This window comes from Beggiatoa alba B18LD, from assembly GCF_000245015.1.
Taxonomy (GTDB): Bacteria; Pseudomonadota; Gammaproteobacteria; order Beggiatoales; family Beggiatoaceae; genus Beggiatoa; species Beggiatoa alba.
Genome location: NZ_JH600070.1, coordinates 1,760,235 through 1,775,917 on the forward strand (window position 1 = coordinate 1,760,235; position 15,683 = coordinate 1,775,917).

9 protein-coding genes are annotated in these 15,683 nt (G+C 37.9%); 4 read left to right on the forward strand and 5 right to left on the reverse strand.

The window, feature by feature from the left end; genetic code table 11:
• Window positions 1-210 precede the first annotated feature (210 nt).
• Window positions 211-957: a class I SAM-dependent methyltransferase gene (locus BEGALDRAFT_RS07060; RefSeq protein ID WP_002685154.1), complete on the reverse strand. Its 747-nt coding sequence runs from the start codon at window positions 955-957 to the stop codon at window positions 211-213.
• A gap of 329 nt (window positions 958-1,286) precedes the next feature.
• On the opposite strand from BEGALDRAFT_RS07060, the gene BEGALDRAFT_RS07065 reads away from it, so the two are divergent.
• A complete protein-coding gene (locus BEGALDRAFT_RS07065; protein ID WP_002685155.1) occupies window positions 1,287-4,319 on the forward strand; it encodes a mechanosensitive ion channel domain-containing protein in 3,033 nt (1,010 codons plus the stop codon).
• Window positions 4,320-4,575: 256 nt separating this feature from the next.
• On the opposite strand, the gene BEGALDRAFT_RS07070 is transcribed toward BEGALDRAFT_RS07065, so the two are convergent.
• On the reverse strand, window positions 4,576-5,976 hold the full coding sequence (locus tag BEGALDRAFT_RS07070) for a tetratricopeptide repeat protein (RefSeq protein WP_002685156.1): 1,401 nt from the start codon (window positions 5,974-5,976) through the stop codon (window positions 4,576-4,578).
• Between the two features lie 339 nt (window positions 5,977-6,315).
• On the opposite strand from BEGALDRAFT_RS07070, the gene BEGALDRAFT_RS18075 reads away from it, so the two are divergent.
• The 3 genes from BEGALDRAFT_RS18075 to BEGALDRAFT_RS18730 all read left to right on the forward strand — a co-directional run bounded on the left by BEGALDRAFT_RS18075 (window position 6,316) and on the right by BEGALDRAFT_RS18730 (window position 10,491).
• On the forward strand, window positions 6,316-8,223 hold the full coding sequence (locus BEGALDRAFT_RS18075) for a sensor histidine kinase (protein ID WP_002685157.1): 1,908 nt from the start codon (window positions 6,316-6,318) through the stop codon (window positions 8,221-8,223).
• A gap of 179 nt (window positions 8,224-8,402) precedes the next feature.
• Window positions 8,403-8,786, forward strand: coding sequence for a response regulator (locus BEGALDRAFT_RS07080; RefSeq protein ID WP_002685158.1), 384 nt, complete (start codon window positions 8,403-8,405; stop codon window positions 8,784-8,786).
• Window positions 8,787-8,853: 67 nt separating this feature from the next.
• On the forward strand, window positions 8,854-10,491 hold the full coding sequence (locus BEGALDRAFT_RS18730) for an adenylate/guanylate cyclase domain-containing protein (RefSeq protein ID WP_002685159.1): 1,638 nt from the start codon (window positions 8,854-8,856) through the stop codon (window positions 10,489-10,491).
• A 36-nt stretch (window positions 10,492-10,527) separates the two neighbouring features.
• Here the strand turns inward: BEGALDRAFT_RS18730 and BEGALDRAFT_RS07090 are convergent, their stop codons facing one another.
• The 3 genes from BEGALDRAFT_RS07090 to BEGALDRAFT_RS18080 are packed head-to-tail and all read right to left on the reverse strand — an operon-like array spanning window position 10,528 to window position 15,679.
• The gene (locus tag BEGALDRAFT_RS07090) at window positions 10,528-11,382 is read right to left on the reverse strand and encodes a hydrogenase expression/formation protein (protein ID WP_002685161.1); all 855 of its coding nucleotides are present in this window, start codon (window positions 11,380-11,382) and stop codon (window positions 10,528-10,530) included.
• Between the two features lie 47 nt (window positions 11,383-11,429).
• Window positions 11,430-12,599, reverse strand: coding sequence for a hybrid sensor histidine kinase/response regulator (locus tag BEGALDRAFT_RS07095; RefSeq protein ID WP_002685163.1), 1,170 nt, complete (start codon window positions 12,597-12,599; stop codon window positions 11,430-11,432).
• Entirely contained in the window at window positions 12,596-15,679 is a 3,084-nt protein-coding gene (locus tag BEGALDRAFT_RS18080; protein ID WP_002685165.1) for a PAS domain-containing sensor histidine kinase, read from the reverse strand. Before BEGALDRAFT_RS18080 ends, BEGALDRAFT_RS07095 begins: the two co-directional genes overlap by 4 nt.
• Window positions 15,680-15,683 lie beyond the last annotated feature (4 nt).

Sequence of the window (15,683 nt, forward strand, 5' to 3'; positions counted from 1 at the left end):
GTCTGAATCAGGATTTTCAGGATTAGCAGGATTAAAAAGCGTGATTCACCTGACTTTTTGGTTTGAGGGTTTTAAATCCTGTTAATCCTGATTCAGACAAAAAAAGACCTGCTAGGTTTTGAAAACCTAGCAGGTCTTTTGCAATGCGTGACCGAATATAACGTATAGAAACGAGAAAAAACCAAATGGCAACAGTATTAATAAGCTATTTTATTGAACACCAACGCTTTCTTTTACTGGGCTTAAATTTGCCAACTGATACGCATCAACCCGTGCAGGCGGTAAATTATTCCAAACGATTTTTGCATTAACCCGTTTAAAATGATGCGGTAAATGTGCTGTACGTCCTGTTAAATCATACGTAAATTGCACAAATAATCCCCTGTTTTGCAAACAAATATCCACTTGTTTCAAAATACCATGTACAACATGTTGCGGTAAAGAACGCAAAGGCAAACCCGATACAATCGCATCGATAGGTTTATCTGTGCCTAATAAATCGCATAAATGCATTGCATCCCCTTCAATAATCTGTAATTCAGGGAAACGCTTACGTAAATACTCCGCTAAAACAGGAGAACGCTCTAAAACAATTAAACGGCTTGGGTGAATACCATGTTTTAACAAGGCTTCGGTCACTTTACCAGTGCCACCACCTAATTCCACTATTACGCCATCCCCTTGTAACGGAGTCATGCTTGCAAGTGCGCGTGATAAATGACGCGAGCTAGGACAAGCAGCCCCCATTGCACGGGGATTAACAAGGATTTCACGGGCAAATAAAAAGAAAGGCGATTGCAATAACGGTGTGTTTTTTCTCGGTTGAGTAGAAACTATTTTTGCTTGCTTAGTCGTTCTTTTTCTATTCCGCGCAAAATTCGCCCGACCTGCATCAATCACTTTACTCACGGATTGATGAACGAGAGCTTGAGCTTGAGTTATTTTTCGCTGAATCACGGGAAGTATTTCCTTCTAAATAAAAAGCCTGTTCACACATCAATCAAGATAGAAAAATATGTTTTACGCTAAACAGGCAGGGCAAACCTTGACAAAATTTGTCGTCATGAAATCGTCATTGTTTTGGTTTACACTGAGTAGGTTATCTTTTTAAAATAAGTCTATTAAGCACACCAAAAAATTAGTTGTATAGCCTACTCCTACCCCTAAGTCACTTCAATCCCTTCTTGTGATTCAGCCTTATCCCCCTTATAGACAATCAATATTGTTTGATTCATTCAACTTAATTACCCTTGATTTCAAAAATCTCTTAACAAAGTCATTAAATTATGATGCTTTATATCCGTCTTTGCCTATTCATTGGGATATGGTTGTTTAATGCTCATTGTCTTGCTGATACAAACGAGACTCCTACAACAACACCTACACCGACTCCCGCTTATTTACCTGAACAAGCCTTAGAAGAACGTAAACAAGCCTTACAAACAGAAATCGATGCGTTACAAGCCATTCGCCAACAACTACAAACGCAACAAAATGAATGGAATACCATCAAAGACCATATTGCAACCCGTATCATCAGTGACCAAGAGAAACAAGATGCAGAATTAGCCCAGCAAGAAGCAAAATTATTGTTAGATAAATACAATATCGCGGTGCAAACCCTGAGCGATAATTTAAACAAACGCGAGACCGAACAGAAAAACCAACAAGCAAAATTAGATGCCTTATATCAGCAATCAGTTGATACAGAAGGACGTGCAGTTAAAAGTCAACACATTGCAGAACTCACCGACAATTTAGCGATACAAGCCGAAATCGTACAAATTACCAAAGCCCAGCTAGAAACTGCACAACAACATGCTGCCGTTGCCGAACAACTCGCTGACTTAAATACTCAACGCTTTTTAGCCATCAATAACCGTTATAACGCACAAAGCCAACAACAACTTGCGTCACAAATTGAACAACATCAACAAGGTTATATTAGCCAAGCCAATGATATACAAAAACAATTAAATAGTTTGCAAGATGGGGGAAAGTCATGGCAACGAGAATTTTTAAATGGGCGACTACAAACAATTGATGAGCAATCACAACAAGCTGTAAGACGTTTGCGTTTAGAACAAATCCGTGTTTCTCTCAAATATTGGACAGAATTAACGCAAGATTCCCCCATTAATTACAAAGAGGTCGCGTCGATTAATTCAATCCACAATGAATTAAATAATCTTCAGCATCAGTTACAACAAAAAATCAGCGTTTTTCAACAACAGCAAACCTTGCTACAAAAACGGGGCGAAGAACTCACAGGGCAAGAAAAACAGTTATATCAACAAACCATTAAATTATTAAAACAAATTGAAAGCCATCTACAAGCAGATTTAGCCCTTTTACCCCCCTTACTCACACAAATAACGGAAACGAGCGATAAATTAGAAAAATTTTATACGCAACAAGTTAAAACGACGTTATTAAAACGCCGAGTCTTACCAAATAGCTTGAACGAATGGGAACGATTAGCCAATGATTTCACAGAGATTCCTAGCGTATTTTGGCAACAATTAGAACTAACTTTATTAAATTTTAAACATACAGCCGAATCCATTCCCCAAACTCGTTGGAGCATGATAGGGCTAGGCGTTGCCATCTGGTTGATTTTATTCATTACACTTCGTCACTATCTCACTTACTTATTTTTACGGTTAGAAGCCATGGCAGAACACAGTTTTGCGGTAGATGGTTTTTTAACCCTGTTACGCCTGCTGGATAAAAATGCGTATAGCATTGCGTTTACAGGCTTATTTGCCCTTTTTATCTGGTTTGCACAACCCAATTTAACCAGTATTTTATTTGCATTTATCCTTATTTTTCCGTGGATTATTGTAAAAGTGCCCCTCAATTTGGCATGGCTGGTTTTATCAGAAAAAGATGAGATTCTCCCAAAATATCAACGGCTTTACCGTAATTTACGCTGGGTAATCATGGTGACAGGACTATTTATTGTTATCACTGCATTAGCACATCTGATTGAAATTAAAGAAGGTGCAACCATTTGGATAGACACACTATTCATGATATTTCTATCCATCATTGTGATTCCCGTTATGATGATTCGACGACAAATCTTATTGTTTTTAAAAGATAAGATGACACTAAAAACCCACTGGCTACTCATTCTCCGCTTTGTCAGTTTAGTGATTCCACTCACCATTTTAACCGTCAGCTTTTTAGCCATCATAGGCTACATTAATCTTGGCTGGTACGTTGCTAAAACCTTAAGTATCCTAGGGTTAGTCTTAACAGGCTGGTTAATCGTACAAGGGGTTTTAGCCGATATTATCTACTTATGGAAAAATTACGCCCTCAAATACAGCCAAAATGGGCTATTGTGGACACAAGACATTATTCCCTTATTTCACCGCTTGTTAGGTATTGCATTAGCGGTTGTCGCATTAGCAAATTTCTTCTGGCTCAATGGCTGGCTCAATGACGTTGCCATGCAAGAAGGGCTACAACATTTTGCCAACTACAGCTTTTACCTGTTTGGTATTCCCATCAATATCAAAAATCTGATACTTGCAGGCGTGACACTCTGGTTTGTCTTCTGGTTTGGCGGTTGGATACGGCGCGTTACTTACCGCTGGATTTACATCAACATTATTGATTTAGGTGTACGCAATAGCCTTTCTGTATTCACTCAATACGTGATTTTACTCATCGGTCTTTTAATTGGCTTACAACTGATGGGCATAGACCTAACCACATTTGCCGTATTTGCAGGCGCGTTAGGGGTTGGGGTTGGGTTAGGCTTACAAAATATCGCTAATAACTTCTTCAGTGGTATTTTGCTACTAATTGAAAGACCTTTGCGCACGGGCGATATTGTCAATATTGGCGGTAATTTTGAGGGAACAGTCACCAAATTAGGGATTCGCTCTATTACGATTAAAACATGGGATAAACAAGATGTGATTGTCCCCAACTCACGTTTAATTGCCGAAGCCTTTATTAATTGGACACATAGCGACCACTTACTACGCCTCACGTTATATGTTGGTATTAGCTATGAAAATGACCCACATCAGGCAAAAAATTTAATTTTAGAACAAATTCGTAGCATTCCCTCGATTTTGACAGAACCCGCGCCGACCGTGACATTATGGGAATTTGCTGATTCAGCGGTTACTTTTCGCATTGATATTCACATCAATCTACAAACCAGCTCGACACTCACGACCCGCGACGCGCTGTTATTTGCCATCTGGGACGGCTTTAAAACCACAGGCATTACCATTCCTTATCCACAACATGATGTTTATATTAAGGCTTCGCCTGATTTAGCCAACATTAAACTTTAAGCAGAAATTTTGGTAAGGGGTAAGCGATTCAGGACTGGCAGTCCTTGAGTTCGGGGGAAGATTTAAAACCTAAAAATAGCCTGAGTTCGGCGAGTTTTTTTAAAAAGACAACAACTTGTCTGAATCAGAATTCACAGAATTTTCAGAATTAGCAGAATTAAAAAGCATGATTCATCTTACTTTTTGGTTTAAGGGTTTTAAATTCCGCTAATTCTGTTAATTCTGAAAATCCTGATTCAGACAATTTTTTATCTTATTATCCCTGACACGTCATCCCAAAGTCTTGCAAAATCGCTTCAATCTGTCCCGCTTCAGGAATACGCATTTTTCGCGCCGCTTGTAACGCCTGACAAAGTAATTGATTGGCTTCGGTTCGACGGGGTGGGGTCATGCGCATATATTGCTTTGCAATCTGCCATCGTGTAATCAATAGACTTCTTAAATCCCCTAATTGTTCATAAACAGGTATTTCTTCTTCTTGGCGTATTTGCAGAGCCACTTCTATATATCCTTGTGCTTGATAGACATCCGCAATATTCCCAAAACAGATTGCTCGTGAACGTATATCGCCTAAATGCTCATAAATGGGTATTTCCTCTTGCTGTCGTATTCGCAAAACTTCTTCTAGTTCTCCACGTAAATAAAGAATATCCGCAATTTTTCCTAAACAAACAGCCCGCGACCGTATATCACCTAAATGTTCGTAGATAGGCATTTCTTCTTGTTGTTGTATTCGCAATGCTTCTTCTAGTTCTCCACGTAAATAAAGAATATCCGCAATTTTTCCCAAGCAAATCGCTAACTCTCGCATATCACCTAAACGTTTATAGACAGGCATTTCCTCTTGCTGTCGTATTCGCAAGACTTCTTCTAGTTCTCCACGAAAAAAAAGAATATCGGCAATTTTTCCCAAGCAAATAGTCTGCGCCCGCACATCGCCTGAGTGTTTATAGATAGGCATTTCTTCTTGCTGTCGTATTTGTAATGCCGCGTCGAATCTTCCTTGCATTTGATAGATATCTGCGATACATCCAAAACAGACTGCTCTTGACCATGCATTACCAAGCCGTTCATAAATAGGCATTTCTTTCTGTAGTCGTATTTGCAATGCCGCTTCTAGTTTTCCTTGCTTTTGATAAATATCTGCGATTTGTCCTAAAGCCATTGCCCAATCATACTCACTATTTAACCGCTCAAATGTGGGAATTACTTCTTGTTGCAAAATCTGCAATGCCTCGTCCAGTTCTCCTCTTACAAAAAGGATGTCGATCATTGCTTGCTGACAAATTGCATATGATCTCTTATCGCCTAAACGCTGATAAATAGGTAACTGGATTTCTTGTCTAATTTGTAAAGCCTCATCTAGCCTACCTTGCCTAAAGCAAACATTCGCTATTTCTCCATAAGTAACAGCAATTTCAATTTCATCATTGAGTCTTTCAAATAAAGATAAAGCCTGTTGATAATAGGATTCTGTTTCTCGATAGTTAGCCATTGCATAATGCAAATTGCCTATATTACGTAAAATGGAAGCTCTTTTATCTGGTTCTAATATTTCTGCTTGCAGAGAAGTGTGCAACGCGGTCAACCAGTTTTGTTTCTCTGTGAGACTTAAATTAATAATTTGTTCATCATCAAAATTTTCGTATTTATACATATAGTTAGTCTCTCAGAGTATTTAATCTATTCGTGAATCAATCCCTGTAGATATTAATAGACATTTGCTTTAAATAAAATTTGCTCAATTGCAAGACGGTTCATAATAAGGTATGTGCTTTTTTGAGTCAGTTTTACTTAAAAAAATTATAGTAAACTTTAGTATATTCAAAATTATATACAATGCTAATTATTAGGAATAATAATTGCTAAGTATAAAAAAACATAATTTATTTTAGATTTGTTTAAAATCGTGGTAAAAAATAAGCGAGTGAGCGTCCGTTTAATGCCAATATTCCATGAGGAAGCGTGCCATTTTTCGCATGATTGAAGGAGTTATATGCGTGCTGTATTGATAGGATTATCCGCTTTTTTTTTGTGGTATTTTGGTAATACACCTGTTGTTAAAGCAGATAATGAAGCATTGGTAAATTCAACGGTTTTATCAGAAATTTCTCCACGAACATCGTTACAGATTGGCATTGTCGCAACGCATGGAAAAAAAATTGCGGAAACACAATGGCAAGCGACAATTACTTATTTAAATCAGAATTTGCGTGAATATCGGTTTAATTTGTTACCACTAATGCCTGATGAGGTTAATGGCGCAGTGATGTCGGGGCAGGTCGATTTTATTATTGCTGATCCTGCAACGTATGTGGCGTTAGAAGTGAGTTTTAATGCTCGCAGTATTGCAACCTTAAAATATTTACAACAGGGAAAAGCCTATCATCGTTTTGGTGCAGTGATTTTTCGTCGTTTAGACCGTATCGATTTAAAAGAGTTGCAGGATTTACAGGGTAAAACGTTTGCCATTAAGCAAGAGGATAATTTTAGCTGGGATATTGTGCGCTGGGAGATGGGGCAATATGGCTTATTAGCAGGTCATTTAAAAAGTGTTTCCTCAATGGATTCAGATGAATCAGTAGTTCATGCGGTGTTAAATGGGGCTGTGGATGCGGGTGCTGTTAGTACTTACACTTTAGAGCACATGGCAGATACTCAGCGGATTGATTTAAAAAATGTGGTTTTATTGGCACAACAACCGTCTTTTCCTAATTTTCCCTTTCTTCGTAGTACGCAGTTATATCCTAATTGGACGTTTGCGACGTTTGAGCATATTCCTATCGAGATAGGGGAAAAAGTCGCTTTTGCTTTATTATTAGTCCGTCCAGATTCTCCCGCCGCAAAAGCGGGGCTTTATTATGGCTGGACAATTCCTTCTAGCTATCAGCCCGTTCATACCGTTTTGCAACAATTGCGCTTACCGCCTTATCAGCAGTATGGCGAAATTAGTTTTGCGGAATTGTTGCAGCATTATTGGTTTTGGCTGTTGGTATTAGTGGGCGGGCTAGGGTTGGCTATTTATGCAAGTATTTATTTTAAATCGTTATATCAACGATTGAGCATTATGCAGCATGAGTTGAAAAAGGAGTTAAACGAGAGAAGACGCACAGAAATTGCTTGGTTAGAAGCAAAAGAACAGGCAGAAGCGGCAAATCAGGCAAAAAGCCAGTTTTTAGCCAATATGAGCCATGAATTACGTACTCCGATGAATGCGATTATCGGTTATAGCGAAATTTTACAGGAAGAGTTAGAAGAGATTAATGAGGTTTCGTTATTGCCTGATTTAAAGAAAATTCATAGTGCTGCAAAGCATTTATTGGCGTTAATTAATGATATTTTAGATTTATCAAAAATCGAAGCAGGAAAAATGGATTTATATTTAGAACATTTTTCTGTGGAAAGTTTAATTCATGAAATTCTTGCAACTGTCCAACCCTTAATTAATAAAAATAACAATAAATTGGAAGTGCATACTGTTAAGTATTTAGGTACGATGTATGCAGATGTCACGAAAGTTCGGCAAAATTTGTTTAATTTGTTAAGTAACGCCTGTAAGTTTACTGAAAATGGGGTGGTCGCTTTATATGTCACTCGTGAAACAGTTGGCTTAACCGATTGGATGGTTTTTCGCATTTGTGATAGTGGTATCGGAATGACGGATGAGCAAATGAAAAAGCTTTTCAGTGCATTTACACAAGCGGATGCATCAACAACGCGGAAATATGGGGGGACAGGCTTAGGACTTGCTATTACAAAGCGTTTCTGTGAGATGATGGGGGGCGAGGTTCAAGTAGAAAGTAGAGTAGGATATGGTAGTACGTTTATTCTCAAACTACCTGCAATAGTCAGTGAAAAAAATACAAATTTGGTAGAAAATATGGCACTTAATGTGCAGACTTAGCAATGACTTTTGTGTGACTGAAAACAAGATTCAGGCGATTTCGTAAACTGACTGACTACTGACTGTTGGCATAAAGCGTTATACTTATAGTAAAGTCACCGCAATAGAATGCTTGAATCAAGACTGATTATAACCAATATACGCATGATCAGCTAAATATCTTTGTAAGGAGATCGTGAATGCCTAAGATTTTGTTAGTAGAAGATAATGAAATGAATCGAGATATGTTATCCCGACGTTTAACCCGTAAAGGATTTGACGTTGTGATAGCAACAGATGGGGGGCAGGGTGTGGATATGGCACACAGTGAAAAACCTGATTTAATTCTCATGGATATGAGTTTGCCCGTTAAAGATGGTTGGACTGCAACAAAAGAGTTAAAAGCCGATGATTCAACAAAACAAATTCCTGTCATTGCATTAACTGCACATGCAATGTCAGGTGATAGGGAACAAGCGTTAGCGGCTGGTTGTGATGACTATGATACAAAACCCATTGAATTGCCCCGTTTGTTGGGGAAAATCGAGTTGCTGTTAGGTACACCCACACCACCTAGTGCTTAATATTAAGTCACCTATCCCGTTGTTTGCTTCCGCTCCTTGTTAAGAGACCATAATTAAGAGTTCTAGTATGAACGCCGCAGACGCGGGTCAACCCTTGCCAGCCCCGTCAGTAGAGGATGCAACCAGTGTCAGTGATGTTGCATTGGTGGAAAGAGAGCGCAATTTTTTCTCACACACCAGTGCAATCATTTCTCTCACAAAGGACACTCTACAGTACGCTGAAACGAATGCCGCTTATCAAACTGCGTTGCCTGACTTATATAAAATGCAGAGTGCGGCAGAGCAGTTATCCGCATTAATGATGCAGTTGTCAACGCAACGTACTGATGTAGATACTCCCATTTTAAATCCCGCTTTGTTCACATCAACCATGCGCCACGATTTGCGTACGCCAATTAATGCCTTAATTGGATATAGCGAAATGCTGGTTGAAGACTATTGTTCGACAGAAACGCCTGATATTTGTCAAGATTTAAATAAAATATTAACCAGCGCACGCCATTTATTAATCGTTATTAATGAATTATCACACCTCATTCAAAATAATGAAGTTAATAAACCCGCTGAATCACTTCCTTCATTAAAAGGTAGCACGGCTATCGATGACGTGTTGCATACCATGCGCACAACCGTGCAACAGCCTGTTGAATTTGTTATGGGGGAAGCACGTTTATTAGTTGTCGATGATAAAGAAAGTAATCGCGATTTATTATCCCGCCGTTTAGACCGTCAAGGTTTTCACGTCGATATTGCAGAAAATGGCTTACAAGCCTTACAAAAAGTACAAGCATATCGATACGATCTTGTTTTATTAGACATCATTATGCCCGAAATGAATGGCTTTCAAGTCCTAGCTGCCATTAAAAGCGACCCTGCGTTAAGACATTTACCCGTTATTATGATTTCTGCCCTAGATGAAATTGACAGCGTTGTCCATTGTATTGAATTAGGTGCGGAGGATTATTTACAAAAACCGTTTAATCAAGTCATTCTAAATGCAAAGATTTCTGCAACACTAGAACGTAAACGCTTACGCGATATGGAACAGGCTTATTTAGAACAAATTCAGCGCGAACAAGAAAAATCCGAGAAATTGTTGCTCAATATTTTACCCAAACCGATTGCAGACTTATTAAAACGCGGTGTACAAACCATTGCAGATAGTTTTCCCGATGTTACTATTTTATTTTCAGATTTAGTCAAATTTACCGAATTATCCGCGACTATTTCCCCTGTGGAACTCGTTGAAAACTTAAACGAAATTTTTCTATTATTTGATAGTTTAGCGGAACAACATGGCTTAGAAAAAATCAAAACGATTGGTGATGCTTACATGCTTGTTGGCGGATTACCAACACCACGCGCAGACCATGTGGAAGCCGTTGCAAATATGGCATTAGAAATGATTAAAGCCATTGAACTTCTCAATCGTCGGAATAAAGCCTGCTTTCAACTGCGCATTGGTATCCATACGGGCCCTGTTGTTGCGGGAGTCATTGGCAAAAATAAATTTAACTATGACTTATGGGGCGATGCGGTCAATATGGCAAGTCGGATGGAATCACATGGCATTCCGGGGAAAATTCAAGTATCACTAGAAACTTATCAACGCATTAGACATCAATTTATTTTTGAAGAACGTGGGATTATTGACGTTAAAGGCAAGGGCGAAATGACGACGTATCTACTAGAAGGCAAATATTAACGTTATGTATCAAAAATCAATACATAACGCATTTAATTACGATAACCAATGCAAATAATCGCGCATAATATTCCGCAAACGTTTTTCACTGTCTTCTAAATCCTCACGCGCTGCTTTTGCAACTTGTGGAATATCCACAATTTCCAGCGTATTTAAAATCAAATTATCCATAGAGTTATAATAGCGCACCCACCAAACATGCCGAATGGCAGTACTGGTAATCCGACAATTACCATACCCTTTCGATAAAATTGTCGTTGTACCTGTTCCTAAACACGCAATCATAAAGCTTTGGTCTTCCTCGCTGATGGGTAACAGACTTAAATTAATCACATGCGCGGGTTGTTGCGGTTGGCAATCACGTTGTTTTGCATCCACTTCCACCAAAATAGCGGGCGCATTCATCAAATTACTCGGCATTTCCCCTAAACTTAAACGTGCTTGTCCTGCCTGCTGTAACAAGGTTTCTAATAAAGGCGGAACTTCACCTACAGCTAATTGCTGATGCTGTACTTGCCCCTGCTCGTCCAAAATTTGTACGTGCCAAATCCCTGCCATGACTGATTCCTGAATATTAACAGCAGGATTTCCCGTACACTTAATTTTAACTTCCCCATCACCTAACACTTGCCCAATAAATGCCAAATTTTTCGCATCTAAGGCACTTAAATCTAAGGTGCTACTCTGTAGCTGAGTGGTAAATTGTTGAATGGCATTGTAAAGCGCATAAATCACTTCTTTTGCGGCGGCGATATCTGTCAATGACTCTGGTTCAGGCAATATCGGCTGGCGATAAGTCTGCATCTCGTTTGGCATGGAGAGATAATTTAAAGCCTCATCAGCATCCACAGGCTGACTACCTGCCCCTGTATTCAAAGGATAATAAGACATTGTACGTATATACCTATCATATAAATAATGACTGAAATAAAACGGGGTTATTCCCGATATTCGGCTGTCGCGCTTGTTATTGCGGGTAATTTATCCGCCGCCGCAAAAACCAGCGCAAAGATAGAACCCACACCGACCGTACTTTGACAAGTGACTTGCCCATTCATTAACTCAGTGAGCTTTTTCACAATAAATAAGCCTAAACCATTCGATGTTTCTTGCCCTGTCGGACGAGGTTTTAAACGGCTAAATTTACGAAACAAGGCTTTTTTATCTTCTTCATCTAAGCCCTGCCCTTGATCTTCTATCTCGCAGTGTACCGATTTATCCTGATGAAATAAACGCACGACCACCTGCTTTCCTAACGGCGAATATTTAATTGCGTTGGATAATAAATTATCTAAAACCTGATTTAAGGCTTTTTCATCGGCAATCACCCAATAATATTGGGCAGGTGCGGATAAAATCACGGTTAATTGCTTAATATCAGCACGTTCTTGATAATTATCAATAACTTTTTTTACTAAGGGTAAAATATCAATAACACTTAAATTGACCAAATGTTGACCTGATTCTATTGCGTTGACATCCAAAAGATTTTTAATTATATCAAACATTTGTCTGGTGCTAAAATTAATAATATCTAAATAAGATAAGATTTTTTCTGTCGGTAATTTATGAAAATCTCCCCTTAATTTTTCAACTAATGTTTGAATCGCAAATAATGGATTTTTTAAATCATGCGCGGCAATGCCTAATAATTCATTTTTTTCCTGATTTAAATAAATTAAGCGTTCATTTTGTACCGCTAATTTTTCGCGCAACTGCTGAATGGTGATATGCGTATGAATACGGGCGAGGACTTCTTCTTGTTGAAAAGGCTTAGTAATATAATCAACCGCGCCTAATGAAAAACCATGAACTTTATCAAAAATATCCGATAATGCAGAAATGAAAATAACGGGAATATCGGCTGTTTCTGGATTATTTTTTAAATGATAGCAAGTTTCAAAACCATCCATTTTTGGCATCATAATATCTAATAAAATCAAATCTGGCTTTGTTTCCTGCACGCTTTCTAAGACACTTTCCCCATCCTCAGCGACTAAAATATTAAATTTATTCGTTGCTTGTAAAAACTCAAATAAAACATGAATATTCGCAGGGGTATCATCTGCAATTAATAAAGTAGCTTTTTTGAAACTATCAACACTCATGCCTTATCTCCTAATGCGTCCTTCAATAAGGCTTTAAGCCTTTTTAATTTGAAATTTTTGGCTAATTGGATAATCTCCTCTAAACAGATAGTGTATTCACTGCGTTGTTGTTTTAAGGTACTTGCCACTTGAATCAAGGCAGTTACATCGCCTGCTTTTGCCAATTTATAAAACTGAGCGAGTTGTACAAATTCCAATTGTTTTAAGGTGGCACTATTGGCAAATGGATGATTTTGGACATCATTGTCGGGTGTTCGATAAATGCACTCAATAATGCCATGTTTCTCTAATAAATTAAATAATTGCTGTGAATCGATTGGTTTTGTAATAAATGCGTCACAACCTGATGCAAGACTTTGTTCTTCATCCTCTTTAAAAGCACTAGCAGAACAAGCAATAATAAAAGGGTGATGCTGATTGGTTGATTGCTGACGAATCAGTTGTGTTGCCGTAAGTCCGTCCATAACAGGCATTTTTAAATCCATTATAATAATATCTGGTTGAAGATATTTAGTTTTCTCAACTGCAACTAAGCCATTTTCGGCTTCTTCTACATCACTGTTTAAGTCGCTGAGTAAGTCAATGAGAACATAGCGATTAATCTCAATATCATCAACAATGAGGAATTTATGTTTTTTATCTTTAAATTCTATTAATGGTCGTTCATTCTGGGCAGGCTGATGACTATCGATATATTGAATAACTTTAAGTTTTAACTCAAACCAGAAAATACTTCCTTTACCAACAATGCTTTGTACATATAATTGGCTACCCATCATTTCTAATAATTTTTTTGTAATAGAAAGTCCTAAGCCTGTCCCTTCTACATTGTGCAATAAGGTATGTTGATTAATTTGTTGAAAAGGAATAAATATTTTGTGTAACATCGTTTCAGGAATGCCTATGCCTGTGTCTTCAACTTCAAAGCGCATGATTTCATTGTGATAAATAATGCTAAAAGTCACCGCACCTTGCTCGGTATATTTCACGGCATTACTGAGCAGATTTAATAAAATTTGTCTTAAGCGTTTTTCATCCGCAACGATGATATTCGGGATACCTTGCAGGGTTTCAAAATGCCATGTAGAGGGGGGAGGAATTTTTTTATAGGTAAACATCAAGCCTTTTTCTTCGGCTTTCAGTTTAAACAGACCAACAATATCGTGTAGAAAATTTTGTAAATTAAACTCATAAGGGTTTAATTCAAATTTACCTGATTCTATTTTAGATAAATCTAATATGTCATTGATTAAATTTAATAAATGTTGTCCACTTCGTAAAATAACACTGAGTTTCTCATGTTGTTGCTCGGCGAGTTTTGTATCTCGTAACAGAATTTGTGCATAACCTAAAATGCCATTTAAGGGGGTACGTAGTTCATGGCTCATATTGGCTAAAAATGTGCTTTTTGCCAAATTTGCGGATTCTGCGGCGAGTCGGGCGCGTTCTGCTTCTGCAATAGAACGTTGTAACTCATTGAGTGCTTTCTTTAAATCTTCTTCTGCTTGTTTTCGACGAGTGATGTCTCGAACTGTCCCGACGGCGTGCCATTGTCCTTTTAACCATAATGATGTAATAAATATTTCTACAGGAAAAGTTTCACCTGTTTTCCGAATCGCAATGATTTCACTGACTTTATTGAGATATTCACCAATCCCTTTTTGTTTAAAACGGCTCATATTTTCTTGATAAGTATCCCAATTATCAGTTGATAAAATTTTAGTATGTAGTGGTTTGCCCAGTACTTCATCCGCCGTGTATTGAAAGATTCTTTCAGCCGCTTGATTCCAGTAAATCACGAGGTTATCACTGTTGATGATGATAATCGCATCTTGTGAGGTGGCACTGACTTGACGGAACATCTCTTCACTGTCTTTTAATGCCAATTCGGTTTTTTTACGGTCAGTGAGGTCTATGATGATACAAACAACAGCAAAGATATTCCCTGTATTGCTAGCGAGGGTAGAAAGCCATGTTGCTCCCCAGAAAATAGTACTATTTTGTTTAATATAGCGTTGTTCTATATAGGTTTGTGGAATTTCTTGATGGGTTAATTCAGCTAAAGCAACTTGTATCTGTTGGCGGTCGTTTGGATGGGTCAGATTAAACAGGGTAAAAAAAGAAAGTTCATCACTGTTGTAGCCTAGTAATCCTGCTAGCTTTTGATTTGTGGAAAGAAACCGCCCAGAATGACTATCTAACACAGCAATTCCAACCGCGCTGTTATTAAAAATGCCTTTAAAACGAATTTCGCTTTCATTAAAGGCTTGTTCTGCTAGTTTTCTGGGCGTAATATTAATCCATGAACCTGATAATTCTAGTGTTTTTTTATTATTTTCATAGTTTAAATACATCGCATCTTGTATCCAAATATAGATACCGTTGGCATGTAAAAATCGATATTCGTATTCAAAAACAGTGTTATCTCTCGTTTTTCTTAGTTTATTTTCAATCAAGCATTGGTCATCAGGATGGATATTTTTAAACCAAAAATGGGGTTCACTGAGAAAAGTTAAAGCAGGATATCCTGTTAAATTTTCTACATTTTGACTGACAAAACGTGGAATAAATGTGAATTTATTAAAGGGGTCAATAATGACGCTGAAGGTATAAATAACGGCGGGGTTATGTTGTAAGAGGTGATTAAAGTATTTTTTAGTTGACCATTCAGTCGAGCCAATAAATTGTTTGGTATTCGCAAGGGGGGAATAGTGTTCATCGGTGTTATTGAGATTAAAATCTGCTATTTCCCTGTAATAAACAGCAATATAGATAATATTCTGTTGTTCATCAAAAATAGGGAAGTAACGCCCTTCATACCAATAAGAGATGCTTTTATCAATCAGTGTTTTAGGTTGTTGGGTTTGGATAACGGTTTGGACGATAGTTTGACGATATTGTGCAATATTCGTCGGTAAAAATCCCCAAATACAACGCCCGATTAGTTCATCAGGCGTTTTACGAAACCATTGCGCACCGACCTTATTGGCAAAAAGAATCGTTCCATCTTCTTTGAGTAAAAATACCCCATCTGTTGTTGCATGTAAGAGATTTATTTCTAAGTTAGCGACACTATTCACGGCA